Source organism: Pseudomonas sp. GG8 (genome assembly GCF_052976945.1).
Window position 1 is genome coordinate 3,936,598 of record NZ_JBRIIP010000001.1, and the last position, 22,920, is coordinate 3,959,517.

A 22,920-nucleotide genomic window follows, 5' to 3' on the forward strand; every position below is an offset into this window, starting at 1 on the left:
AATAAGGTCGAGCGCAATCAATAACAACTGCGGCCAACCGGACAATGGTGCTTGGCAACGCCGCGCAAGTACAGCGACATGTGTTGATAGTCAGTATTAACTCAACGCGGTCATCACTGCTTTTCGATAGGCCGGCCGCGCTTTCAAGCGCTCATACCAGGCTTGAAGATGGTGCATCGCGGGGCGTTCAATCGGCATCTCGAACCAGGCATATATAAAGCTGCCCAAGGGAATGTCGCCCATCCCCAACGCCTCTCCGGACAAGTAAGGCTGTTTGGCCAACGTGTCGTCGACGACGGCCAGCAACGCCTGACACGTTTTGATCGCACCGTTGATCTGCACCCAGTCCTGCTGATCCGCCGGGGTGCGCAACACGCCCCAGAACACGCTCTTGAAGGGGTCGGCAAACGTTGAGGTGGTCCAATCCATCCATTTGTCCGCCGACGCCCGCGCGGTCAGGCTGTCAGGGTACATGGCCGAGCCCGGCGCATAACGAGCGGCGAGATAGCGCACGATGGCGTTGGATTCCCAGAGTACGAAACCATCATCCTCAATGACCGGGATCCGGCCATTGGGGTTCATCGCCCGGTATTCGGGTTGATCGACAATGCCAAATGCGCCACCGGCATCAATGGCTTCATACGGCACCGCAACCTCTTCTGCACACCACAGCGCCTTGCGCACGTTGGACGAGTTTTTCCGACCCCAGATTTTCAGCATGCCATTCCCCTTGTCAAACCCGTGATGACTCAATCGTGCATCAGTTTAATCCGAGCACGCCCCTCTAAATCCAGCGATCTATTATAGAAATTGATCGCCTGCATCTCTGGGCTGGAGCTGAAACCGAGTTCATGCCCGGCGAACTCCGCCACGGCCGGGTGGTCACTATCGATGCACTCGCTGTTGTCGCCATCTTCACCTGATGCCGACTAAGCTCTTGATCGCGGATTTTTTGCCGCTGTCGTCACGGAGGATTACCTATGCTGTTGTTGTGGATACTGGTTCTGGTGGTCGGGGTTGCTTATCTGGCCCACCGACGCGTCGCACCCCTGCCCTGCTTGGGTGTGGTCGCTGTCTTTTTGCTGGCAATGGGCGCCTTCAGCCACGCGCCGGGTTGGCTGCTGGTAGTGCTCTGGGTGTTGTGGCTGGCAGTCGCAGTGCCGTTGGCCCTGCCAGATCTGCGCCGCACGTACCTCACTGCGCGGTTGTTCTCATGGTTCAAGAAAACCTTGCCACCTATGTCGCAGACCGAGCGCGACGCCATCGACGCGGGCACCGTCTGGTGGGACGGTGAACTGTTCAGCGGTCGCCCCGCCTGGAACACGCTGCTGGCCTACCCCAAAGTCCAGCTCACAGAAGAAGAACAGGCGTTCCTCGACGGCCCTACCGAAGAGTTGTGCGCGATGGTCAGTGACTGGCAGATCGGCCAGTCAATGGACTTGCCGCCTGAAGCCTGGGAACACATCAAGCAGCACGGCTTCTTCGCCCTGATCATCCCCAAAGAATATGGCGGCAAAGGTTTCTCGGCCTACGCTCACTCCCAAGTGGCGATGAAACTGGCCACCCGCAGCGGCGACCTGGCGTCCACGGTCATGGTGCCCAACTCCCTCGGCCCTGCCGAATTGCTGCTGCATTACGGCACGGACGAACAACGCAATCACTACTTGCCACGCCTGGCACGCGGCGACGACATTCCGTGTTTCGCCCTGACCGGCCCGCTGGCGGGCTCTGATGCCGGCGCCATGCCGGACACCGGGGTGATCTGCAAAGGCCAATGGCAAGGCAAAGAAGTCATCGGCCTGCGCCTGAACTGGGAAAAACGCTACATCACCCTCGGCCCGGTCGCCACCTTGCTGGGTCTGGCGTTCAAGGCATTCGACCCTGAGCACTTGCTCGGCGACAAGGAAGACCTGGGCATCAGCCTGGCGCTGATCCCGACCGATACCCCCGGCGTGGAAATCGGGCGCCGCCACCTGCCACTGGGCGCCGCGTTCATGAACGGCCCCAACAGCGGCAAGGACGTGTTCATCCCCCTGGACCTCCTGATCGGTGGTCAGGACATGCTCGGCAAAGGCTGGATGATGCTGATGAACTGCCTGTCGGTGGGTCGTTCAATCTCCCTGCCTGCGGTCGGCACTGGCGCAGCCAAGTTCACCAGCCTGGTCACCGGGCAATATGCGCAGGTGCGTGAACAGTTCAATGTGCCGCTGTCGGCTTTCGAAGGTATCCAGGAAGCCCTGGCGCGGATCGGCGGCAACGCCTGGCTGATGGACAGCGCGCGGATGCTCACCGCCAACGCCGTGGACCTGGGGGAAAAACCCTCGGTGTTGTCGGCGATCCTGAAATATCACCTGACCGAACGTGGCCGTGAATGCATCAGCCACGCCATGGATGTGCACGGTGGCAAGGGCATCATCATGGGCCCGAACAACTATCTGGGCCGCAGCTGGCAGGGGGCGCCAATCTTCATCACCGTAGAAGGCGCCAACATCCTTTCGCGCAACCTGATGATCTTCGGTCAGGGCGCGATTCGCTGCCATCCGTTCGTGCTCAAGGAAATGGCCCTGGCCGGCCGCGAGGATCACGAACGCGCGCTGGTGGAGTTCGATGGCCTGCTGCTCAAGCACATCGGTTTTGCGGTCGGCAACGCAGCCAGTACCTTCATTCTCAACCTTGGCCTTGGACGTTTCGAGACAGTACCGGGAGACAGCCTGAGCCAGGGTTACTTCCGCGCACTGAATCGCCAGGCCGCCGCTTTTGCCCTGCTGGCCGACTTGAGCATGATGCTCCTGGGCGGCGAGCTCAAACGGCGGGAACGGCTGTCTGCCCGTCTCGGCGATGTGCTGAGCCATCTGTACCTGGCCTCCGCCGCGCTCAAGCGTTACCACGACCTCGATTCGCCCGACCACATGCGCCCCCTGTTTCGCTGGGCGATGGAGGAAAGCCTTGGCGAGTCCGAGCGCGCACTGGATGAGCTGCTGAGCAACTTCCCGAGTCGAGTAATGGGTTGCCTGCTGCGTGTGGTGGTGTTCCCGTTCGGTCGTCGGCACACCGGGCCATCGGATGCACTGGATGCCGAGGTCGCCGAAGTGATTGGTCGCGCCAAAGGAGATCCGGCCCTGGAAGAACTGCTTGCTGGCTGCTATCGCCCGCAATCGATAGATGATCCGGTCGGCGCCCTGCAACACGCCAGTGACTTGCTGAAAGCCAGCCAACCGCTACAACAAAAGCTGCACCACGCACTGAAAAGCGGTCAGTTGAAACCGGCGGCAGGTGAGCACGTTATCGATGCCGCCCTGAGCGTCGGCGTGCTGCTACCGGCCGAAGCACAAACGCTACGCGTGGCAGAGGCGGCGCGGCGCACAGTGATCGATGTCGATGATTTCGATAAAGAGGAACTGACGCTGGCCGAGGGCAAGACTCGCTAGTTGACCAGAGGTAAGACAGCGGGCGCACAGGGCTTTATACTCGTGCGCCCGTTTTTGCTTTAGAGGACTCCATCATGGCCGACGCCACGCTCGACCACCAACTTGCCCTGCTCGCGCACCTGCGCAGCATCCTGGTCGCCCTTGGCGAGGCCGAACAAGTTCCCGAAGAAAGCCATGAGCTGTTCATGGAGCGCTTCGACGAACTGGTCGCGCTATTGCCGCAAGACCCCATCGAAAGCCAATACCTGGGCCAGGAAATGCTCTGCCAGGTCATTCAGCGCTACCCGCAAATTGCCCACCTGGTCCCCCGCGATCTGTTGTGGTTCTTCGCTGGCGACTGCCTGCACTTCATGCCCGATGATGAGATCGACCTGTATCAGGCACTCGAAGAACGCCGCTACGAAGCCGAGCAGAATGAAGAACCGTTCGACTGGAATCAGGAAAAACAACTGATGGCGCTCTCGCTACAAGACAGCAGGCACTGATTGATCGGCCTTCACCTTTGAGCGCCCACCCGCAATGAGCTGACGCGTAGTTACACGTCAGCTCCCGGGGCCACACCAAAAAACGCACACACAAAAACGCCGCTCAATGAGCGGCGTTTTTGTTTGTATATGGAGCGGGAAACGAGACTCGAACTCGCGACCCCGACCTTGGCAAGGTCGTGCTCTACCAACTGAGCTATTCCCGCAAATGGCGTCCCCTAGGGGACTCGAACCCCTGTTACCGCCGTGAAAGGGCGGTGTCCTAGGCCACTAGACGAAGGGGACGCTGCCCGAAACATACTAGGTATGTTCCAGTGTCCAAAACATGATCCGAAGACCGTGCCCTGGTTTCACCAGCCCTGCCCGAAAGCAAGACTGCTTAAAAATGGAGCGGGAAACGAGACTCGAACTCGCGACCCCGACCTTGGCAAGGTCGTGCTCTACCAACTGAGCTATTCCCGCAATGGCGTCCCCTAGGGGACTCGAACCCCTGTTACCGCCGTGAAAGGGCGGTGTCCTAGGCCACTAGACGAAGGGGACACACGTACAACTTCACTACTTATCTGCGTTTCGCTGTGTGCTTTACGCTGTAAGTGGCGCGCATTCTATGGATGCTGGGGCAAGTCGTCAACCCCCATCTATAAATATATCTAAATCAACGACTTCCCCGCGCATTGATATCTTGGCCCACACGCACAGGCGCCTGAATTACCACGCCGTTAGTTTGACGAACGACCGTTACACCTATCGGCAAAAATGCTTAACCACTACACTCGACACAAACTACCCGAATGAGGTTTCAACGGTGACACCACTCATGATCACCCTGCTGATAGTCGCTGGCATCGTCATTCTGATTGCCATCGGCTTCCTCAACCACGTATCCGAAAACAAGAAGCTGGAAAAGGCTCGCCTTAAGGTCGAGCTGAATGATCGTCTGCGCCGCTGCGGAGAGATCACCGAAACTTTTCCCGGCCAGTTGATGACGCCCGCTCTCAAGCTGCTACTGACGCGTCTGGAACTGAACGTGAACCAGCGCCTGCTCGCTCTGAACAAGGGCAACAGCGCGCTCAAGGCACGTATAGATGAACTCGCGACACTGGTGAATCAGGGCGACGCGATCCCGATCAGCAACCCACCCGGCCCGATCCTGACCGAAGCCAAGGCCAAGGACGTGCGCTTTCTATTAGAAGCCATACACGGCCAGGTGACACGCGCCGCACACGATGGCTTCTTGCCTACCAACGAAGCCAAGTACTGGATCAAGGAAATCCGCAATATTCTGGTGCTGCTGCACATCGAGTTCTTCAATAACCTGGGGCAACAGGCGTTCTCCCACGAGCAGCCCGGTCAGGCGCGACTGGCGTTCGAACGCGGCGTGCAGTACCTGCGTAAACAGCCTGACCCAGCCGTTTATCAGGAACAACTCCGGTACATGGAAAGCATGCTGGCCCGCGCGAACTCAATGGTATTGACCAATACCGCGCCTGCCGAAGGCGAAGTAAACGAATTGACCGACGGATTGAAGACTGTCGAAGCAGACGGCGACTGGAAAAAGAAAGTGGTCTACGACTGAGGCTATGACAACAAGGCAGACAGGCGCAAAGCCTGTCTGCCGATAAACTCACCGACTCTGCAACCGCCACACCATCAGGCAATCAATCGCACGTGGTCAGCCTGAGAAAGATGGCCACCAACTGTTCCATGCCTGCCTGATCCTGCTCGGAGAAGCGCCCAACACTTGGGCTGTCCAGATCCAGCACACCAATCAATCGCCCGCCCTTGACCAATGGCACCACCAGCTCGCTGTTCGATGCGCTGTCGCAGGCGATATGCCCGTCGAACGCGTGGACATCTTCGACCCGCTGAGTCTTGCGGGTCGCGGCCGCCGCGCCGCAAACGCCACGGCCGAACGGGATTCGCACGCAGGCGATTTGCCCCTGAAAAGGTCCCAACACCAACTCTTCGTTGCGCGCCAAATAGAAGCCAGCCCAGTTCAGGTCATCAAGCTGACTGAACAAAAAAGCAGAAAACTGTGCGGCATTGGCAATGAAGTCACGCTCGTCCGCCAGCAACGACTCCAACTGTGCGGCGAGCAAGCCGTAGCCGTTCAGGCCAGCGCCGGTGTTTTGTAAATCGATCATGCTTGTTGCTCCAACAATTTTAGCCCTACCCAATAACGCGCAAATTGATAAGCACAACGACCGTTGCGATTACCGCGCCCGGTCGCCCAACGGACCGCCGTGATATCCAGTGCCTCATCGCGCTGCCACTCAAGGCCCGACGCTGACGCCAATTGACCAATCCAGTGTTCGACCACGCTCAGAAAGTGTTCCTGAGTGAAGGGATAGAACGATAGCCACAGGCCAAAACGGTCAGACAAGGCAATCTTGTCTTCCACCGCCTCGCTGGGGTGCAGCTCGCCGTCGACCCGCTGCCAGTTTTCGTTATCGCTTTCCTTCTCCGGCACCAGATGGCGACGGTTGGACGTGGCGTACAACAGCACGTTGTCCGGCGCCTGTTCGAGCGAACCGTCCAGCACGCTCTTGAGCACGCGGTAATCGCTCTCGCCCGCTTCGAACGACAGGTCATCGCAAAACAGTACGAAGCGCTGAGGCAATTTCTGCAATTGCTCCACCACACGAGGCAGATCGCCCAGGTGATCGCGCTCAATCTCGATCAGACGCAAACCGCACTGATGATTTTCAGCCAACAATGCACGGACCAGCGATGACTTGCCGGTCCCTCGCGAGCCCCAGAGCAACGCATGGTTGGCCGGCAGACCATCAATGAACTGCCGGGTATTGCGCGCCAGTTGATCGCGCTGTTTATCGACACCGATCAGGTCAGACAAGCGTGTGTCCAGGCTGACGTGGAGTGGCATCAAGTAACCACTGCGACCTTCCTGCACCCAACGCGCGGCCAGGGAGTGCGCCCAGTCGACGGGACGACGAGGTGCCGGCAATAGCGGCTCCAGACGGGCCAGCACCGCATCGGCGCGTTCGAGAAATGCATTTAACCGAGAGTCCACGGTGTCTCCTTAATTAAACTGAATAAAGGCAAGGCCTGATCGGCTATGATTTCCCGGCGAAGAAACACGAGGAATGGCTTTACCCCATGGATATATCGTTCACCAACCGTCTGTCGTTCAAGCAAGCGCGCCTGACAGTGCTGGTCGGTTTCGCGCTGGGAACCGTGCTTAGCCTGATTCAAATCACCCTCGATTATGCCAGCGAAGACGCCTCCATCGATCGCGAAATTCGCTCCCTGCTGGAAATCAGTCACAACCCCGCCTCGCGAATCGCTTACAACATTGACGCCGAACTTGCTCAGGAACTGACCCAGGGCTTGCTGCGCTCCCCCGCCATCATGGGCGCGAAGCTCAGCGACAACAATAATGTGGTGCTTGCCGACGTCGAACGCCCACGGGCGGAGAGTCGCTACCGGATGATCAGCGACTTTCTTTTTGGCGAAAGCCGCCAGTTCGAAGATATCCTGCACCTGAACCACATGCCCAACGACTCGATCGGCACCTTGCACCTGGATGTCGACACCTTCGCGTTTGGCAGCCACTTCCTGCAACGGGCCGAAATCACCCTGATCAACGGGTTTGCCCGCAGCCTGCTGCTGAGCGGCATTTTATTAGCGATGTTTTATTTCACCCTGACCAAGCCACTGGTGGGAGTGATCCGCGCACTGAGCCGTAGCGACCCGCACAGCCCCGAGCAAACCCGGTTACCGTGCCCGCCGTGTCATGAGCAGGACGAGATTGGCGTTTTGGTGCAAGTCGCCAATGAGCAGCTTGAAACAATAGCCAGCGAACTCGCCCAACGCCGGACGGCAGAAAACCGCCTCACCGACCACCTGAGCGAGCTGGAAAACATCGTTTCAGCACGGACGACCGAACTCAAAGCCAGTAATACCCGGCTCAGCCAGTCCAACGAGGAACTGCAGATAGCGCGCAGCACCGCTTTGGACATGGCCCAGGCGCGCTCAGCCTTCCTGGCCAACATGAGCCACGAAATCCGCACTCCGCTCAACGGCCTGCTGGGCATGCTCGCGCTGTCTCTGGACAGCCCCCTCAACGCCGAACAGCGTCAACAGCTGTCCATTGCGCATGACTCGGGCAAGGTACTGGTGGAGTTGCTCAACGATATTCTCGACCTGTCGAAGTTTGATGCCGGCCAGCTGGAGCTTGAGCATATCCCCTTCGACCTGGGTGCTCTAATCGAGGACACCGCCAACCTGCTGTCGCAAAACGCAGCACCCAGCGTCGAGCTGACCTGCCTGATTGATCCGCACTTCCCGGCATTGGTACTCGGCGATCCCACCCGGGTTCGACAAATCGTCAGCAACCTGCTGTCCAACGCATTGAAATTCACCCGCCTTGGCCGCGTCGATGTGCGCCTGAGCACCCACGCTGACGGCGTACGGATCGAAGTCCGCGACACCGGCATCGGCATCGCCCATGACGCCCAGGCAAAAATCATCCAACCGTTCATGCAGGCTGCAGCGGGTATCACCCGGCAGTTTGGTGGCACAGGTCTTGGCCTGGCACTGACCCACAATCTATGCGGTGCCATGAAGGGCTATCTGAGCATTGAGTCTCAAGTCGGTTTCGGCAGCCAGTTCAGCGCCGAGCTACCCCTGCCCAGCTACGCCCCGGCACAGGTGTTCGCACCGATCAAAGGGCAAGTGATTGTCGTCAGTCCTGCAAGCAGCGGCTTGGCGGAGTTGCTGAGCAGCCTGCTGCCCAGCTGGGGCATCGCATACCGGCGCTATAGTATCGGAGACAGCCTTTATGGCCTTGAACCCGACCTGCTGATCACCGACTGTCCGGAATGTCTGTTCGGCCTGCGTCCCGCGATCAAAGCACCGATCCTGCTGATCACGGCATACGGTAACTTCATGCCCCGCGACCAAGTCATAGCCCTCGAACCCCTGCAACAACAAGCCCGCCCGCTGGCACGCAATGCGCTGTACCAGACCTTGCGACGGGTGCTGCACGCAGACGAATCCGGCCACCGCGAACTGTCGCTCGGGAATCAGGCAACGGCGCGCAGAGCGCGAATCCTGCTGGTCGAGGATAATCCGGTCAATCAACTGGTGGCCAAGGGCATCCTCAGCAAACTCGGCTGCGAGGTGGTTGTCAGCGGGCATGGTGCCGATGCGCTCGAACGGCTTGAGCATCAGACCTTCGATCTGGTGCTGATGGACTGCAACATGCCGGTGATGGATGGCTACGAAGCCAGTCGGCAGATTCGCCAGTCCGGGCGTTGGCAACAGCTGCCGATCATTGCCCTGACGGCCAACGCCATGCCCGAAGAACGCGAACACTGTCGCGCGGCGGGCATGAGTGACTACCTGGCCAAACCCTTCCGCCGCGAAGAACTGATCAGCCTGCTGGACAAGTGGCTGCCCGTCGCCCCTGGCGGAGCCCCTCTGTAGACACCGGCCTGCCTGCGCCCTACAGCAATGCTTCGATTTCGCTGGAGAGATCCTCTGGCTTGGTCAGGGGTGCAAAGCGTTTGACCAGCTTGCCGTCCTTGCCAATCAGAAACTTGGTGAAATTCCACTTGATGCGTTTCGAGCCCAGCAGGCCCGGCGCCTGTTTTTTCAACTGGACGAACAATGGGTGAGCGTCGCTGCCATTGACATCGACTTTCTTGAACAGCGGAAAACTGACCCCGAAATTCAATTCACAAAACTCGGAAATAGCCCCTTCGTTCCCCGGCTCCTGATGGCCGAACTGATTGCAGGGGAAGCCCAGCACCACCAAACCTCGGTCCTTGTAACGCTGCCAAAGCTGTTCCAGGCCTTTGTATTGGGGGGTGAAACCGCATTTGCTCGCGGTGTTGACCACCAATACGGCCTTGCCAGCAAAATCTGCCAACGTCTTTTGCTCGCCCTTGATGGTCGTGCACGGAATGGACAGTAAATTTTCGCTCATGGCAAAGCCCTCAAAGGCTGGAGTGTGGGGGAAACATAGTGCGCAATTTAATTGCGCGCAATCTAATTCACCTCATCAATATCACAGCATAGGCAAATAGCCCGGCGGCGCGTTACTCCCGAGGAACCAGGTCCAGGCACACCGAGTTGATGCAATAACGCAGGCCAGTCGGCGGCGGGCCATCAGGGAACACATGCCCCAAATGGGCATCGCATTTGGCGCAAACCACTTCGGTGCGAATCATGCCGTGGGTCATGTCGCGAATCTCGACGACTGCACTGCCCTCCAGGGGCGCGTAGAAACTTGGCCAGCCGCAACCCGAGTCGAACTTGGTCGAAGAATCGAACAATGCTTCGTTGCAGCACACACAGTGATAGACCCCTGCGGTCCTGGTGCTGTTGTACTTCCCGGAAAAGGGCCGCTCGGTCGCTTTCAGGCGACACACGTTGTACTGCTCTGGATCGAGCATCGCTTGCCATTCTTCACGGGTTTTTTCCAACTTTTCCACGGGTACACCTCCACAGCTTAAAAAGCCCGATCTGTATCTTTTCCGCTGATCGGGCGGCACGTATCATTGCGCCTCGTTAGACGTCAGTCTGGCATCCGTGTTTCGCGCATACAAATCCATTTTCATGGCGCTATGCTCGGCAACCCAGGCTATGTGAATACAGTGGATCGTCCATTTTCGGGATCAATCGCCATGCAGGTCAGCAAATCGAACAAGCTCGCCAACGTCTGTTATGACATTCGCGGCCCAGTGCTCAAGCACGCCAAACGCCTGGAAGAGGAAGGCCATCGCATCCTCAAGCTGAATATCGGCAATCCCGCGCCATTTGGTTTCGAAGCGCCGGACGAAATCCTCCAGGACGTCATCCGCAATCTGCCGACCGCACAGGGCTACAGCGACTCCAAAGGCCTGTTCAGCGCACGCAAGGCCGTCATGCAGTACTACCAGCAAAAGCAGGTAGAGGGTGTCGGCATTGAAGACATCTACCTGGGCAATGGTGTCTCCGAACTGATCGTGATGTCGCTGCAGGCCCTGCTCAACAATGGCGATGAAGTGCTGATCCCGGCACCCGACTACCCACTGTGGACCGCCGCCGTGTGCCTCGCAGGCGGCAGCCCGGTTCATTACCTGTGCGATGAACAGGCTTATTGGTGGCCTGACCTGCAAGATATCAAGGCCAAGATCACACCGAACACCAAAGCCATGGTGATCATCAACCCGAACAACCCGACCGGCGCGGTCTACCCCAAAGAAGTGCTGATGGGCATGCTGGAACTCGCGCGCCAGCACAATCTGGTGGTGTTTTCCGACGAGATCTACGACAAGATCCTTTACGACGACGCCGTGCACATCTGCACCGCTTCACTGGCGCCAGACCTGCTCTGCCTGACGTTCAACGGTCTGTCCAAGTCGTACCGCGTCGCGGGCTTCCGCTCAGGCTGGGTTGCCATTTCCGGGCCCAAGCACAACGCCCATAGCTACATCGAAGGCATCGACATGCTGGCCAACATGCGCCTGTGTGCCAACGTGCCGAGCCAGCACGCGATCCAGACCGCGCTGGGCGGCTACCAGAGCATCAACGACCTGGTGCTGCCACAGGGTCGCCTGCTGGAGCAGCGCAACAGGACCTGGGAACTGCTCAACGATATTCCCGGTGTCAGCTGCGTCAAACCGATGGGCGCGCTGTACGCCTTCCCGAGGATCGATCCGAAAGTCTGCCCGATCCACAACGATGAGAAGTTCGTTCTCGATCTGCTCCTGTCGGAAAAGCTCCTGGTGGTTCAGGGCACAGCCTTCAACTGGCCATGGCCGGACCATTTCCGCGTAGTGACCTTGCCGCGTGTCGATGACCTGGATCAGGCGATTGGGCGCATCGGCAACTTCCTCAAGACCTATCGCCAGTAAGCTAACGAGTCACGCACTGCCTTGCGTGGTCTGAACGGGCCACGCCGCCAGCCTACGGGGCTTTTCGCGCTAGCGGAGCCCTGGATCGCCTAGGTGTGGGCTATGCTGAATGGGCGAAGGGAACAGACAGATGACACAGTTTGAAATAGTCCCCCTGTTGAATAGCCGCGTGCATCCCCTTATATACCCCGCATCACGTTACATACTTTCATGAGGAGAACGTTTCAACCATGATGCGCATTTTGCTGTTCTTGGCCACTAACCTGGCGGTCGTGCTGATTGCCAGCATCACGCTGAGCCTTTTTGGCTTCAACGGGTTCATGGCGGCCAATGGGGTTGATCTGAACCTCTCTCAGCTGCTGGTTTTCTGCGCGGTATTCGGTTTCGCCGGCTCGCTGTTCTCGCTGTTCATCTCCAAGTGGATGGCGAAGATGAGCACCAGCACCCAGATCATTTCCCAGCCACGCACTCGTCATGAGCAATGGCTGTTGCAAACTGTTGAACAGTTGGCACGCGAAGCGGGGATCAAGATGCCTGAAGTCGGCATCTTCCCGGCCTATGAAGCTAACGCCTTCGCCACGGGCTGGAACAAGAACGACGCACTGGTCGCCGTCAGCCAGGGTTTGCTGGAGCGCTTTTCGCCCGACGAAGTAAAAGCAGTCCTCGCGCACGAAATCGGCCACGTTGCCAACGGCGACATGGTGACCCTGGCGCTGGTACAAGGCGTGGTGAACACCTTCGTCATGTTTTTCGCGCGGATCATCGGCAACTTCGTCGACAAGGTGATCTTCAAGAACGAACAGGGTCAGGGCATGGCCTATTACATCGCGACCATCTTTGCCGAACTGGTATTGGGCTTTTTGGCTAGCACCATCGTCATGTGGTTCTCGCGCAAACGCGAATACCGGGCGGACGAAGCCGGTGCACGCCTGGCAGGCACCAGCGCCATGATCGGCGCCCTGCAGCGCCTGCGCTCGGAACAAGGCGTGCCGGTGCAAATGCCGGACAGCCTGGCAGCATTCGGCATCAACGGCGGCGTTCTCAAGCACGGTCTGGCGGGTCTGTTCATGAGCCACCCGGCACTGGAAGACCGCATTGAGGCGCTCCGTCGTCGCGGCTGATAAGCTTCAGGCAGTGTTACGAGAGGGCGACGCGAGTCGCCCTTTTTGTTTTATCCGGATCAGAGAATAAACCGTCATGCGCTCGCGCTCGCTCGCCCTCGCCCTCGCCTGCATCACCGTGTTCGCCCTGAGCGGCTGCCAAAGCGCGTACTTCGCCGCCATGGAAAAAGCAGGCATCCCAAAACGGCAAATGCTGGTCAGCCGGGTTAATGACGCACGCGACGCACAACAAGATGCCAAGCAGCATTTCAGCAGCGCGTTGCAGAACTATCGCAGTGTGGTGCAACTTAATGGTGGCGACCTGGAGAAACGCTACAACGCGCTGAATGATGATTACCAAGCCAGCGAAAAAAGCGCCGCCGCCGTACACCACCGCATCGGCGCCATCGAAACCGTGGCCGATGCGTTGTTCGACGAATGGAATGACGAACTCGATCAACACAGCAACAAAGACCTGCGCGCCGCCAGCGCCAAGGAGCTGGCTCGCACCCAGACCGAATACCGAGAGTTGCTACAGAAAATGAAAACAGCTGAAAGCCGCATCGAGCCGGTACTGAGCGTATTACGCGATCACGTCCTGTTCCTCAAGCACAACCTCAACGCCCAAGCGATTGGCGCGCTCAAGGGTGAGCACAGCAACCTGCAAGGCAATGTCGACCAACTGCTCAAAGACATGCAGCGCTCAATCGACGACTCCGATGCGTTTGTTCGCCACCTACAGGGCAGTGCGACGCAGTAGGCGATAGGCCCGCTCCTCAAGCCGCGTAACGCCACCCTGCAAAAATCTCCAGCTCTTGCCCAGCACATCGCACTCATCAAGGGTATCCAGCTGCCAGTCGGCTGCCAGCAACTGCTGTACTTCAGCATCAGGCACTGAAAACGGTGGTCCGTCGATTTGAGTCTGATCGTAATCCAGGGTGATCAATAACCCTTGGCACCCGCGAGGCAAAATCTGCGCGAGGTGTCGCGTATAGCGTTGGCGCATCTCAGGTGGCAGCGCGATCAAGGCCGCACGGTCATAAAGCCCGACACACTCGCCGACGTCGTCCGCCGTGAGCGCGAAAAAATCGCCGCACCACAGCTCAATCGACTCAACGCTGTAGACCTTGAACGGCCCGCGCTGACTGATCTGCGCATCCAGGTGCTGTTCGCTAAAGAAGTCCTCCACGGCCTTTTCCGACAACTCGACACCCTGCACGTGAAATCCCTGGCCGGCCAACCAGGCCAGATCCAGGCTTTTACCGCACAGCGGCACCAGCACCCGAGCATGCTTTTTGAGTTCAAGGTCAGGCCAGAAGCGTTGTAAATAAGGATTAACCTCGCCAAGATGAAAACCGATCTGATTGAGTGCCCAGCGCTTGTGCCAAAAGTCCGGCTGCATAAATACTCCTGATAATTCGATAAAAAGACGCGAAAACTTATATTAGATTTAGATCAATGTTCTGCCTGAAGATAACCCCATCTTAACGCTCAGGACTCTCGCTATGTTCCCCAGCTTATTTATCTCTCATGGCTCGCCGATGCTTGCACTCGAACCCGGCGAAAGCGGCCCTGCACTCGCTCGCCTGGCCGCCGAGCTGCCCAGGCCGCGAGCCATTGTGATCGTATCAGCCCACTGGGAAAGCCAGGAGCTGCTGGTCAACGCCAACCCGCATCCGGAAACCTGGCATGACTTTGGGGGCTTCCCGCCGGCCTTGTTTGCCGTGCAGTACCCGGCACCCGGCTTACCCGAACTGTCAGCACAGGTGGTCGAACTCCTCACCGCTGGCGGCCTGGCGGCGAAAATCGACAATCAGCGACCGCTTGATCATGGCGTCTGGGTGCCATTGTCGTTGATGTACCCACAGGCCGATATTCCAGTGGTGCAGGTTTCGCTACCCACCCGCCAAGGGCCTGCCCTGCAAACCCAGGTAGGACGTGCACTCGCCAACCTGCGTGAGCTAGGTGTGCTGGTGATCGGTTCTGGCAGCATCACCCATAACCTGCGTGAACTGGACTGGCACGCAGGACCGGAAAGCGTCGAGCCCTGGGCCAAAGAGTTTCGCGACTGGATCATCGACAAGCTGAAGAACAACGACGAAACCGCTCTGCACGACTATCGCCGCCTGGCGCCCCACGCCGTTCGTAGCCACCCCAGCGATGAACACCTGCTGCCACTTTTCTTTGCCCGCGGTGCTGGCGGCGAATTCAGCATTGCGCACCAAGGCTTCACCATGGGCGCGCTGGGGATGGACATTTATCGGTTTGGTTGAGATAGAACCTGTGCAGGCTGAGCCACAGCGAAGCCCCGTATGGAGGGGCAAGCGTTTTTGGTTACTTTTTTGTGGTCCGGCATTCCGGCGCCTGTAAAAAGTGACCCTCCGTAAGGCCGGAACCGTAACCCCAGTACCCGCAAATGCTGGATATACACGCCGAATTCATCAATCCACAAACAAAAAAATCCCCGAACCAGTCGGGGATTTTTTTGTTCAGACGATCAGCTCAAGAGCAGATCAATCTTCGCGATAGCGACGCAGCTTCAACTGCTTGCCAGCAACGCGGGTGTCTTTCAACTTGGTCAGCAGACGCTCAAGGCCATCTTCCGGCAGTTCTACCAGACTGAAGCTATCACGCACCTGGATGCGGCCGATTGCTTCGCGGGCCAGGCCGCCTTCGTTGAGGATTGCACCCAACAGGTTTTTAGCAGCGATACCATCACGCGCACCCAGCGCGGTACGGCAACGAGCACGGCCTTCAGCCAATGGAACCGGAGCACGACGCTCACGATCAGCACCGCTGCGCTCAGGACGATCACCCGAAGATGAACGATCGCTACGCTCACGTGGCGCGCTGGTCGGAACCAGTGGGCGATCACGTTCGATGGCTGCCAGGGTCAATGCTTGACCGTTGGTAGCTTTGCGCAACAGAGCGGCGGCCAGGGCACGTGGGCTGCAACCGATATCGGCGGTCAGGCGATCAAGCAGATCACCGTGGGTCGATTCAGCATCAGCAACCAGTGGAGCCAGGCTGTTAGTCAATTTCTTGATGCGAGCATCGAGAACTGCTTGAGCATCCGGCAGGCGGACTTCAGCAACTTTCTGACCTGTAACACGCTCGATCACTTGCAGCATGCGGCGCTCACGTGGAGTCACCAGCAGCAATGCACGACCTTCGCGACCGGCACGGCCAGTACGGCCGATACGGTGAACGTAGGACTCTGGATCGTAAGGCATGTCCACGTTGAATACGTGGGTGATACGCGGAACGTCAAGACCACGGGCAGCAACGTCGGTCGCGACCACGATGTCCAGACGGCCATCCTTGAGCGATTCGATGACGCGTTCACGTTGGTTCTGAGCAATGTCACCGTTCAGCGCAGCGGCTTTGTAGCCTTTGGCTTCCAGGGCGCTGGCCAGATCCAGAGTCGCTTGCTTGGTCCGCACGAACATGATCAGTGCGTCGAAGTCTTCCACTTCCAGCAGGCTCAGAACAGCCGAGGTCTTCTGGTCAGCGTGAACCAACAGGTGAGCCTGTTCGATCGCGGTAACGGTCTGGGTCTTGGTCTGAATCTTGACGTGCTTCGGATCGCGCAGATGGCGCTCAGCGATGGCACGGATCGATTGAGGCAAGGTGGCCGAGAACAGAACGGTCTGGCGGGTTGCTGGCAAGGCCTTGAAGATAACTTCGAGGTCGTCCATGAAACCCAGCTTCAACATTTCGTCCGCTTCGTCGAGAACCAGGTGGTTCACGGTAGAGAGGACTTTTTCGTCACGGCGAAGGTGATCGCACAGACGACCCGGCGTGGCGACAACGATCTGCGCGCCATTACGGATAGCTTTCAATTGCGGGCCCATCGGCGCACCGCCGTAGACAGCCACAACCGTTACGCCCGGCATTTGCTTGGCGTAGGTTTCGAAAGCGGTGGCGACTTGCAGGGCCAGTTCGCGAGTCGGCGCAAGAATCAGCGCTTGTGGTTCGCGTTTGGCCGGGTCGATGCGATGCAGGATCGGCAGGGCGAACGCGGCGGTTTTACCCGTACCGGTTTGCGCCTGACCAATCATGTCGTGACCGGCCATGATGATCGGGATAGATTGCTGCTGAATAGCCGAAGGCTCTTCGTAGCCAGTCGCGATAACGGCTGCAAGAATATTAGGGTGTAGTTCAAAAGCGGCGAAGCCGCCGATTTCCTGGGTCATGGGTCTGCCTCTAGTGCATCCGCAAAGACCCATGTTCCAAAGCTGCGCGTGCCGTGTAAGACCCTAGAGTCGCCCTGGCTGCTTTGTCGGCGGGGATTTGCGAAAACGTTTGAATGAATGGATCGTCAAGGATAGTCCGCAGAGCGAACAAGCAGCCGAAGCTGGCTTCGGGAAATTGCAATACCTGTACGAGGGCCCTGTTAAAGGCCGGCGCGCACTATACCGGAATTACGCACGAAAGTGAGGGTTTTTTAACAAAATAATAGCTGCGCGTCCGTCCGTCGCAGGCTTTGCGCAAATCCATTGCAGTGTCTATTTTGCAAAGGCCCGGTATCGCGGGGCCACGCTGCTTAAACGGTTCACTGATCCAGGTGTTCACCGCACGTCCAATGCCACTCAGCGCACAAGGATTATGCCTATGCCCTCCTCCTCCACCGGCCGAGTCAGTCGCGAACAGCGGGGTCATATCATGTTGATCGGCCTGGATCGCGTCGCCAAACGCAACGCCTTTGATCTTGACCTGCTCAATGACCTGAGCCTCGCCTACGGGGAGTTCGAACGCAACGATGCGGCGCGAGTGGCCGTGGTGTTTGCCCACGGCGATCATTTCACGGCAGGCCTTGATCTGGCTGCGGCGGGACCGACCCTGGCCAGCGGCTGGGAAGTGCCCGAGGGCGGCTGCGATCCGTGGGGCGTGTTCATCGGCCCCAGGGTCAGCAAGCCGGTGATCGTCGCCGCTCAGGGTTACTGCCTGACCATCGGCATTGAGCTGATGCTCGCCTCGGACATCAACCTGTGCGCCAGCAACACCCGCTTTGCGCAAATGGAAGTGCAGCGCGGGATCTTTGCGTTTGGTGGCGCCACCTTGCGCCTGCATCAACGGGCGGGCTGGGGCAATGCCATGCGCTGGTTGCTGACTGGCGATGAGTTCGACGCACATGAGGCTTATCGAATGGGCCTGGTCCAGGAAGTGATGGCCAGCGAGGATTTGCTACCTCGCGCGATCAAACTGGCCGGACGCATCGCCGAGCAAGCACCGCTAGGGGTCAGGATTACCCTGGCTTCGGCCCGTCAGGCATTGCTGGAGGGGGAAACCGCAGCGGCGAAAAGCTTGCCAGAGCTCATTCGTAGCGTGATGGACAGCGAAGACGCCAAAGAAGGCGTACGGGCGATGCTGGAACGCAGGCCCGGCGACTTCAAAGGCAACTAGCAGCCCCGGACAATCACGTCGCCGGGCGGATGGCTTTGATCAACGGCAGCAGCGAATAACCGAGGCGCGGCGCGAGGGCTTCGGCGCGTTCGGTCAGATGCTGCAAGTCCAGCGTCTGCTCCAGATTCGCCGGCACCATCAGAATCACGTTGCCCTCCTTCACCGGCAGTTCCCAATAGTGGCGGTGATAAAGACCGCGCAACAGCGCAGCGCCCAAGGGTTTACCGTCATCGGTCGCCCATTGATTGATCACCAGCCAGCCACCCGGATTGAGGTGCTTCTGACAGTTTTCCAGAAATTGCCAGGCCAGATGGCCGACACCCGGGCCCAGATCGGTGTACAGATCCACGAAGATCAGGTCGGCGGTTTCGGCAGTGCCGAGCAATTCAAGGGCATCGCCAATGCGTATGTACAGGCGCGGGTCATCATCCAGACCGAGAAACTCGATGGCCAGCCGCGGTACGTCAGGGCGCAACTCGATGGCTTCGACGTCTTCGAGCGGCAAAAACTTGAGGCAAGCCTGGGTCAATGTCCCCGCGCCAAGGCCCAGAAACAGCGCGGTTTCCGGCGCTTCGTGGCACAACGCGCCAATCAGCATGGCGCGGGTGTAGTCGTACTCCAGCCAGCTAGGGTCGGCGGTGAACGTGCAGCTTTGCTCGATGGCGTCGCCGAATTCAAGGAAGCGATACTCGTCCACTTCCAGCACGCGAATCATGCCGAAATCATCGTGTACTTCAGCCAGTACACGCTCCACCCTCTCCTCAGTCATTGCCGCTCCTATCAAAAAACAAGTAACCAATTGAAAAATAAAGAATAAGTGCCATCAAATTCCCAGCAAAACGCTGCCCCCTGTAGGAGCGACCGAGACGTAGTCTTGTCTGCGATCTAGCCGGGGTCGCGTCCGACCGAAGCGCTAGCAAAAATAGTGAATTCACTGCCGTCGGAAGGTCGTTCCGACCTTTTCGCAGACAAGACTGCGCGTCCCGGTCGCTCCTACGCCCTCCGGGCAGAATCGAGACCGGGCTTGCTGTACGAAAGCGCGGATTGTCCGCGAACAAGGCCCGAGAGGTCACGTTAATTATTGATTGATCCTACGGCCCCTCCGCTGGCACCCAGGCACTGAACTGCTAACATGGCCGTCCGACCGTACTGACTTAGAGTTCACCATGAGCCAACCCTGGAGCCCCGACAGCTGGCGGGCAATGCCTATTCAGCAGCAACCTCAATACCCCGACGCCGCGCACGTGTTGCGTGTCGAGCAGAGCCTGGCCGGTTATCCGCCGCTGGTGTTCGCCGGGGAAGCCCGAGAGTTGCGGCGTCAGTTTTCCGAGGTGACCCAGGGTCGTGCGTTCCTGCTGCAAGGTGGCGACTGCGCAGAAAGCTTTGTCGAGTTCTCTGCAGCGAAGATTCGCGACACCTTCAAAGTGTTGCTGCAAATGGCCATCGTCATGACCTTCGCTGCCGGCTGCCCGGTGGTCAAAGTCGGACGTATGGCCGGCCAATTCGCCAAGCCTCGTTCCTCCAACGACGAAACCATTGGCGGCGTGACGCTCCCGGCCTACCGGGGCGATATCGTCAACGGCATCAGCTTCGATGAAAAAAGCCGCGTGCCCGACCCAGACCGTCTTTTGCAGGCTTATCACCAGTCCACCGCCACCTTGAACCTCCTGCGCGCATTCGCTCAGGGCGGTTTTGCCGACCTGCATCAGGTGCACCAGTGGAACCTCGACTTCATCGCTAATTCAGCGCTGGCCGAGAAGTACAGCCAGCTGGCCGGCCGCATCGACGAAACCCTGGCCTTCATGCGTGCGTGCGGCATGGACACCTCGCCACAATTGCGTGAAACCAGCTTTTTCACCGCCCACGAAGCCTTGCTGCTGAATTACGAAGAAGCGTTCGTGCGCCGCGACAGCCTGACCAATGATTACTACGACTGCTCGGCACACATGCTGTGGATCGGCGACCGCACGCGGCAACTGGACGGTGCGCATGTCGAGTTCCTGCGTGGGGTCAAAAACCCTATCGGGGTCAAAGTCGGCCCGAGCATGGACCCGGAAGACCTGATCCGCCTGATCGACACGCTCAACCCGGACAATGATCCAGGTCGCCTGAACCTGATCGCCCGCATGGGTGCGAATAAGGTTGGCGATCACCTGCCGCAACTGATTCGGGCGGTCGAACGCGAAGGTCGCAAGGTGCTGTGGAGTTCCGACCCGATGCACGGCAATACGATCAAGGCCAGCAGCGGCTACAAGACCCGTGACTTCGCGCAGATTCTCACCGAGGTCAAACAGTTCTTTCAGGTGCATCAGGCCGAAGGTACTTACGCTGGGGGCATCCATATCGAGATGACCGGGCAGAACGTCACCGAATGCATCGGCGGCGCACGCCCGATCACCGAAGACAGCCTGTCGGATCGCTACCACACCCACTGCGACCCACGGATGAACGCCGACCAGTCGCTGGAATTGGCGTTTTTGATTGCCGAGACATTGAAGCAGGTTCGACGCTGATTGATCCGTTTCTAATGTAGGCGCTGCCCAAGGCTGGGATCGACGCTGGCGGCTGGCGCCCGTTGAATCCCTGGGCGGCCAGCGCCATGCGCCGTGCCTGTGAGCGATAGACCTGCGGACATACAGAACCTCCTGTTCAGTCCACAACGCTACCTGATCGACCGCCGTGCTGTCAGCGTTTCATTGGGTCATTCCAGAACGGCAGCTCTGCCTCCTGCTGGATATCGGCACGACTCAAACCCAAGTCCTTCAAAGCAGCATCGCTCAGGCTCGTCAGCTGCTGACGTTGACGATGCAGTTCATACCAGCGCAACAACTGACGCTTGATCATGCTGATCAGGCGTGTACCCGATGAACTGCGATTCACGCTGCTCCGCACCCACACATAACCTTTTTGACCTTTCATCATCTTGCCCTCCAAGTGGGGATGACTTAAGTCTCGCGTCAGCGCTAAGATCAATCCAACGAATGTTTCTTATGCGCTGCATCTGGGAGATTGATGAATGGCCACCTACCCGAGCATCGACAGCGAGCTGTTGCGCACCTTTGTCGCGATTGCCGATGAGGGTGGGTTCACCCGTGCCGGAGAAGTGGTCAACCGCACGCAATCGGCGGTCAGCATGCAGATGAAACGCCTGGAAGAAGACATTCTTCAGCGCTCGCTCTTTCAAAAGGACGGTCGCACCGTCAGCCTCACCGTCGAGGGTCAGGTGCTGCTCGGTTATGCCCGACGCATCCTCAAACTGCACAGCGAAGTGTTCAACACCTTGCGCGAACCGCACATGGTCGGCGTGGTGAAAATCGGTTCACCGGACGATTACGTGATGCGGTTTCTACCGGGGATTCTGTCGCGCTTCGCTCAGGCCTATCCACTGGTGCAGGTGGAAGTTCACTGTGAACCCTCCAAGCAACTGCTACAGCGCCAGGACTTGGACTTGAGCATCGTCACCCGAGAACCGGGCACCGAAATTGGCCAGATTTTGCGTCAGGAGCGCTTCGTCTGGATGGAGGCGCGAGGTTTTTGCCCTCACGAGCAAACGCCGCTGCCGCTGGCGATGTTCAATACCGACTGTTTTTGTCGGATACGGGCCTGCAATGCGCTGGACGCGATGCAGCGCGAGTACCGTATCGCTTACACCAGCGCCAGCCTGTCGGCGATCAGTGCCGTGGTCACCGCAGGCCTGGCGGTGACTGCGCAACTCGAGAGCTTGCTCACCCCGGACCTGCGCATCATCGGCGAGGCCGAAGGAATGCCGCAGTTGCCGTCCGCCAGCATCGTGCTGCTGCGCAATCCGAAAAACACCTCGCCGGTCACCGAATGCCTGGCCGAACACATCGCTGACGGCTTCAAACTTTAAACGCGAGCACCACGGCGCAGATCACCAGAAAGCCGCAGAACAACGAACGCAGGCGTTTTTCCGGCAGCGAATGGGCGAGCCTCACGCCCCAACTGATGCTCAGCAGGCCACCCACTGCCAAGGGAATGCCCATCTGCCAGTTGACGTGGTCATGCACCGCGTAAGTGACCAACGTAATGGCGGTACTGGGCGCTGCCAACGCCAGCGCCAACCCTTGAGCCGCCACCTGTGTCGCGCCGAACACGCCGGTCAGAATCGGGGTCGCCACCACCCCGCTACCGACGCCGAACAGGCCGCCTGTCATCCCCGAGCCGACACCCAGCAGCCATAGCCATTTAACATGACGCAATTCGCTGCTGGCCTGGCCCTTGTGCCAATACATTTGAATCAGGTTAAACAGCGTCAGCACAATCAAGAACGCGACGAAGCCCAAACGCATAGTGTGCGCATCCAGGCGCACCGCCCACAACGACGTCAGCCAGGCGAAGCAAAAACCGGGAATGATCAGCATCAGGGCATTGCGCAGGGAAATCCGGTTGCGCTGGTGATAACGCAACAATGCCAATAACACGTTAGGCAAGACCATGAGCAACGCCGTGCCTTGTGCCATTTGCTGATTCAGACCAAACAACACCCCCAGCGCAGGAATCGCGACCAGACCGCCGCCGATGCCAAACAACCCACCCAACGTCCCCATGACGGTGCCCAACAAAACATACATCCCGATTTCAATCACACCGCGTCCCCAGTCAATCCATGGGCGCATGC

Annotated in this window: 21 protein-coding genes and 4 tRNA genes; 11 read left to right on the forward strand and 14 right to left on the reverse strand. The window is 58.6% G+C overall.

Annotated elements, in window-relative coordinates:
* Positions 1–96: 96 nt before the first annotated feature.
* Entirely contained in the window at positions 97–720 is a 624-nt protein-coding gene (locus tag ACVBEG_RS18950) for a glutathione S-transferase family protein (protein ID WP_323565946.1), read from the reverse strand.
* A gap of 260 nt (positions 721–980) precedes the next feature.
* On the opposite strand from ACVBEG_RS18950, the gene ACVBEG_RS18955 reads away from it, so the two are divergent.
* A complete protein-coding gene (locus tag ACVBEG_RS18955) occupies positions 981–3,428 on the forward strand; it encodes an acyl-CoA dehydrogenase (RefSeq protein WP_322180878.1) in 2,448 nt (815 codons plus the stop codon).
* 74 nt (positions 3,429–3,502) lie between these two features.
* Positions 3,503–3,913 (forward strand): PA2817 family protein, encoded by a 411-nt coding sequence (locus ACVBEG_RS18960; RefSeq protein ID WP_219061650.1) that lies wholly within the window; start codon positions 3,503–3,505, stop codon positions 3,911–3,913.
* A gap of 130 nt (positions 3,914–4,043) precedes the next feature.
* On the opposite strand, the gene ACVBEG_RS18965 is transcribed toward ACVBEG_RS18960, so the two are convergent.
* The 4 genes from ACVBEG_RS18965 to ACVBEG_RS18980 form a co-directional block, all read right to left on the reverse strand.
* Positions 4,044–4,119, reverse strand: a tRNA-Gly gene (locus ACVBEG_RS18965).
* A gap of 3 nt (positions 4,120–4,122) precedes the next feature.
* A tRNA-Glu gene (locus ACVBEG_RS18970) sits at positions 4,123–4,198 on the reverse strand.
* A gap of 101 nt (positions 4,199–4,299) precedes the next feature.
* Positions 4,300–4,375: transfer RNA gene (locus tag ACVBEG_RS18975), tRNA-Gly, on the reverse strand.
* A gap of 2 nt (positions 4,376–4,377) precedes the next feature.
* Positions 4,378–4,453 (reverse strand) — tRNA-Glu (locus ACVBEG_RS18980).
* Positions 4,454–4,730: 277 nt separating this feature from the next.
* Between ACVBEG_RS18980 and ACVBEG_RS18985 the strand changes: the two genes are divergently transcribed.
* Positions 4,731–5,489 carry a hypothetical protein gene (locus tag ACVBEG_RS18985; RefSeq protein WP_322180882.1) on the forward strand — a complete coding sequence of 253 codons (759 nt, stop codon included), beginning with the start codon at positions 4,731–4,733 and terminating at the stop codon, positions 5,487–5,489.
* A gap of 82 nt (positions 5,490–5,571) precedes the next feature.
* On the opposite strand, the gene ACVBEG_RS18990 is transcribed toward ACVBEG_RS18985, so the two are convergent.
* Together ACVBEG_RS18990 and ACVBEG_RS18995 are read right to left on the reverse strand one after the other, a co-directional pair.
* Positions 5,572–6,057, reverse strand: a complete 486-nt coding sequence (locus ACVBEG_RS18990) for a GAF domain-containing protein (protein ID WP_322180884.1) — start codon at positions 6,055–6,057, stop codon at positions 5,572–5,574.
* Positions 6,054–6,944, reverse strand: coding sequence for an ATP-binding protein (locus tag ACVBEG_RS18995; protein WP_322180886.1), 891 nt, complete (start codon positions 6,942–6,944; stop codon positions 6,054–6,056). The genes ACVBEG_RS18990 and ACVBEG_RS18995 overlap by 4 nt, the downstream gene beginning before the upstream one ends.
* A gap of 86 nt (positions 6,945–7,030) precedes the next feature.
* Between ACVBEG_RS18995 and ACVBEG_RS19000 the strand changes: the two genes are divergently transcribed.
* Positions 7,031–9,361, forward strand: a complete 2,331-nt coding sequence (locus tag ACVBEG_RS19000) for a response regulator (protein WP_322180888.1) — start codon at positions 7,031–7,033, stop codon at positions 9,359–9,361.
* A 19-nt stretch (positions 9,362–9,380) separates the two neighbouring features.
* On the opposite strand, the gene ACVBEG_RS19005 is transcribed toward ACVBEG_RS19000, so the two are convergent.
* Together ACVBEG_RS19005 and msrB are read right to left on the reverse strand one after the other, a co-directional pair.
* Positions 9,381–9,863, reverse strand: coding sequence for a glutathione peroxidase (locus ACVBEG_RS19005; protein WP_219061655.1), 483 nt, complete (start codon positions 9,861–9,863; stop codon positions 9,381–9,383).
* Between the two features lie 112 nt (positions 9,864–9,975).
* On the reverse strand, positions 9,976–10,371 hold the full coding sequence (gene msrB, locus ACVBEG_RS19010; RefSeq protein WP_322217422.1) for a peptide-methionine (R)-S-oxide reductase MsrB: 396 nt from the start codon (positions 10,369–10,371) through the stop codon (positions 9,976–9,978).
* A gap of 192 nt (positions 10,372–10,563) precedes the next feature.
* On the opposite strand from msrB, the gene ACVBEG_RS19015 reads away from it, so the two are divergent.
* The 3 genes from ACVBEG_RS19015 (at position 10,564) to ACVBEG_RS19025 (ending at position 13,635) form a co-directional block, all read left to right on the forward strand.
* Positions 10,564–11,775 (forward strand): pyridoxal phosphate-dependent aminotransferase, encoded by a 1,212-nt coding sequence (locus tag ACVBEG_RS19015; RefSeq protein ID WP_323565997.1) that lies wholly within the window; start codon positions 10,564–10,566, stop codon positions 11,773–11,775.
* A gap of 230 nt (positions 11,776–12,005) precedes the next feature.
* Positions 12,006–12,896 (forward strand): protease HtpX, encoded by an 891-nt coding sequence (gene htpX, locus ACVBEG_RS19020; protein ID WP_322180896.1) that lies wholly within the window; start codon positions 12,006–12,008, stop codon positions 12,894–12,896.
* A gap of 76 nt (positions 12,897–12,972) precedes the next feature.
* The gene (locus ACVBEG_RS19025) at positions 12,973–13,635 is read left to right on the forward strand and encodes a DUF2959 domain-containing protein (RefSeq protein WP_447108188.1); all 663 of its coding nucleotides are present in this window, start codon (positions 12,973–12,975) and stop codon (positions 13,633–13,635) included.
* On the opposite strand, the gene ACVBEG_RS19030 is transcribed toward ACVBEG_RS19025, so the two are convergent.
* Positions 13,612–14,277, reverse strand: coding sequence for a thiopurine S-methyltransferase (locus tag ACVBEG_RS19030; RefSeq protein WP_323565995.1), 666 nt, complete (start codon positions 14,275–14,277; stop codon positions 13,612–13,614). The genes ACVBEG_RS19025 and ACVBEG_RS19030 overlap by 24 nt on opposite strands.
* A 103-nt stretch (positions 14,278–14,380) precedes the next feature.
* On the opposite strand from ACVBEG_RS19030, the gene ACVBEG_RS19035 reads away from it, so the two are divergent.
* On the forward strand, positions 14,381–15,148 hold the full coding sequence (locus ACVBEG_RS19035; protein WP_322217425.1) for a DODA-type extradiol aromatic ring-opening family dioxygenase: 768 nt from the start codon (positions 14,381–14,383) through the stop codon (positions 15,146–15,148).
* A gap of 240 nt (positions 15,149–15,388) precedes the next feature.
* Here ACVBEG_RS19035 and ACVBEG_RS19040 read toward each other — a convergent pair whose 3' ends face one another.
* Positions 15,389–17,104 carry a DEAD/DEAH box helicase gene (locus ACVBEG_RS19040; protein ID WP_322180904.1) on the reverse strand — a complete coding sequence of 572 codons (1,716 nt, stop codon included), beginning with the start codon at positions 17,102–17,104 and terminating at the stop codon, positions 15,389–15,391.
* A gap of 385 nt (positions 17,105–17,489) precedes the next feature.
* Here ACVBEG_RS19040 and ACVBEG_RS19045 point away from each other — a divergent pair, with 385 nt between their 5' ends.
* The gene (locus ACVBEG_RS19045; protein WP_322180906.1) at positions 17,490–18,281 is read left to right on the forward strand and encodes a crotonase/enoyl-CoA hydratase family protein; all 792 of its coding nucleotides are present in this window, start codon (positions 17,490–17,492) and stop codon (positions 18,279–18,281) included.
* 13 nt (positions 18,282–18,294) lie between these two features.
* Here the strand turns inward: ACVBEG_RS19045 and ACVBEG_RS19050 are convergent, their stop codons facing one another.
* Positions 18,295–19,050, reverse strand: a complete 756-nt coding sequence (locus tag ACVBEG_RS19050; RefSeq protein WP_322180908.1) for a spermidine synthase — start codon at positions 19,048–19,050, stop codon at positions 18,295–18,297.
* A gap of 397 nt (positions 19,051–19,447) precedes the next feature.
* On the opposite strand from ACVBEG_RS19050, the gene ACVBEG_RS19055 reads away from it, so the two are divergent.
* Positions 19,448–20,794 carry a class II 3-deoxy-7-phosphoheptulonate synthase gene (locus tag ACVBEG_RS19055; RefSeq protein ID WP_323565993.1) on the forward strand — a complete coding sequence of 449 codons (1,347 nt, stop codon included), beginning with the start codon at positions 19,448–19,450 and terminating at the stop codon, positions 20,792–20,794.
* A gap of 172 nt (positions 20,795–20,966) precedes the next feature.
* Here the strand turns inward: ACVBEG_RS19055 and ACVBEG_RS19060 are convergent, their stop codons facing one another.
* Complete coding sequence (locus tag ACVBEG_RS19060; RefSeq protein ID WP_443690708.1) at positions 20,967–21,203, reverse strand: DUF1127 domain-containing protein; 237 nt, start codon at positions 21,201–21,203, stop codon at positions 20,967–20,969.
* Positions 21,204–21,297: 94 nt separating this feature from the next.
* Between ACVBEG_RS19060 and ACVBEG_RS19065 the strand changes: the two genes are divergently transcribed.
* On the forward strand, positions 21,298–22,152 hold the full coding sequence (locus tag ACVBEG_RS19065; RefSeq protein WP_447108189.1) for a LysR substrate-binding domain-containing protein: 855 nt from the start codon (positions 21,298–21,300) through the stop codon (positions 22,150–22,152).
* Here the strand turns inward: ACVBEG_RS19065 and ACVBEG_RS19070 are convergent.
* The gene (locus tag ACVBEG_RS19070) at positions 22,142–22,888 is read right to left on the reverse strand and encodes a sulfite exporter TauE/SafE family protein (protein WP_322182792.1); all 747 of its coding nucleotides are present in this window, start codon (positions 22,886–22,888) and stop codon (positions 22,142–22,144) included. The two genes, ACVBEG_RS19065 and ACVBEG_RS19070, sit on opposite strands and share 11 nt — an antisense overlap.
* Positions 22,889–22,920 lie beyond the last annotated feature (32 nt).

What these genes read in the sequence shown, in the direction of transcription:
- ACVBEG_RS18950 (WP_323565946.1), bottom strand. Translation starts at nt 720, where the DNA reads ATGCTGAAAATCTGGGGTCGGAAAAACTCGTCCAACGTGCGCAAGGCG.
- ACVBEG_RS18955 (WP_322180878.1), top strand. Translation starts at nt 981, where the DNA reads ATGCTGTTGTTGTGGATACTGGTTCTGGTGGTCGGGGTTGCTTATCTG.
- ACVBEG_RS18960 (WP_219061650.1), top strand. Translation starts at nt 3,503, where the DNA reads ATGGCCGACGCCACGCTCGACCACCAACTTGCCCTGCTCGCGCACCTG.
- ACVBEG_RS18985 (WP_322180882.1), top strand. Translation starts at nt 4,731, where the DNA reads ATGATCACCCTGCTGATAGTCGCTGGCATCGTCATTCTGATTGCCATC.
- ACVBEG_RS18990 (WP_322180884.1), bottom strand. Translation starts at nt 6,057, where the DNA reads ATGATCGATTTACAAAACACCGGCGCTGGCCTGAACGGCTACGGCTTG.
- ACVBEG_RS19000 (WP_322180888.1), top strand. Translation starts at nt 7,031, where the DNA reads ATGGATATATCGTTCACCAACCGTCTGTCGTTCAAGCAAGCGCGCCTG.
- ACVBEG_RS19005 (WP_219061655.1), bottom strand. Translation starts at nt 9,863, where the DNA reads ATGAGCGAAAATTTACTGTCCATTCCGTGCACGACCATCAAGGGCGAG.
- ACVBEG_RS19015 (WP_323565997.1), top strand. Translation starts at nt 10,564, where the DNA reads ATGCAGGTCAGCAAATCGAACAAGCTCGCCAACGTCTGTTATGACATT.
- htpX (WP_322180896.1), top strand. Translation starts at nt 12,006, where the DNA reads ATGATGCGCATTTTGCTGTTCTTGGCCACTAACCTGGCGGTCGTGCTG.
- ACVBEG_RS19025 (WP_447108188.1), top strand. Translation starts at nt 12,973, where the DNA reads ATGCGCTCGCGCTCGCTCGCCCTCGCCCTCGCCTGCATCACCGTGTTC.
- ACVBEG_RS19030 (WP_323565995.1), bottom strand. Translation starts at nt 14,277, where the DNA reads ATGCAGCCGGACTTTTGGCACAAGCGCTGGGCACTCAATCAGATCGGT.
- ACVBEG_RS19035 (WP_322217425.1), top strand. Translation starts at nt 14,381, where the DNA reads ATGTTCCCCAGCTTATTTATCTCTCATGGCTCGCCGATGCTTGCACTC.
- ACVBEG_RS19040 (WP_322180904.1), bottom strand. Translation starts at nt 17,104, where the DNA reads ATGGGTCTTTGCGGATGCACTAGAGGCAGACCCATGACCCAGGAAATC.
- ACVBEG_RS19045 (WP_322180906.1), top strand. Translation starts at nt 17,490, where the DNA reads ATGCCCTCCTCCTCCACCGGCCGAGTCAGTCGCGAACAGCGGGGTCAT.
- ACVBEG_RS19050 (WP_322180908.1), bottom strand. Translation starts at nt 19,050, where the DNA reads ATGACTGAGGAGAGGGTGGAGCGTGTACTGGCTGAAGTACACGATGAT.
- ACVBEG_RS19055 (WP_323565993.1), top strand. Translation starts at nt 19,448, where the DNA reads ATGAGCCAACCCTGGAGCCCCGACAGCTGGCGGGCAATGCCTATTCAG.
- ACVBEG_RS19060 (WP_443690708.1), bottom strand. Translation starts at nt 21,203, where the DNA reads ATGATGAAAGGTCAAAAAGGTTATGTGTGGGTGCGGAGCAGCGTGAAT.
- ACVBEG_RS19065 (WP_447108189.1), top strand. Translation starts at nt 21,298, where the DNA reads ATGGCCACCTACCCGAGCATCGACAGCGAGCTGTTGCGCACCTTTGTC.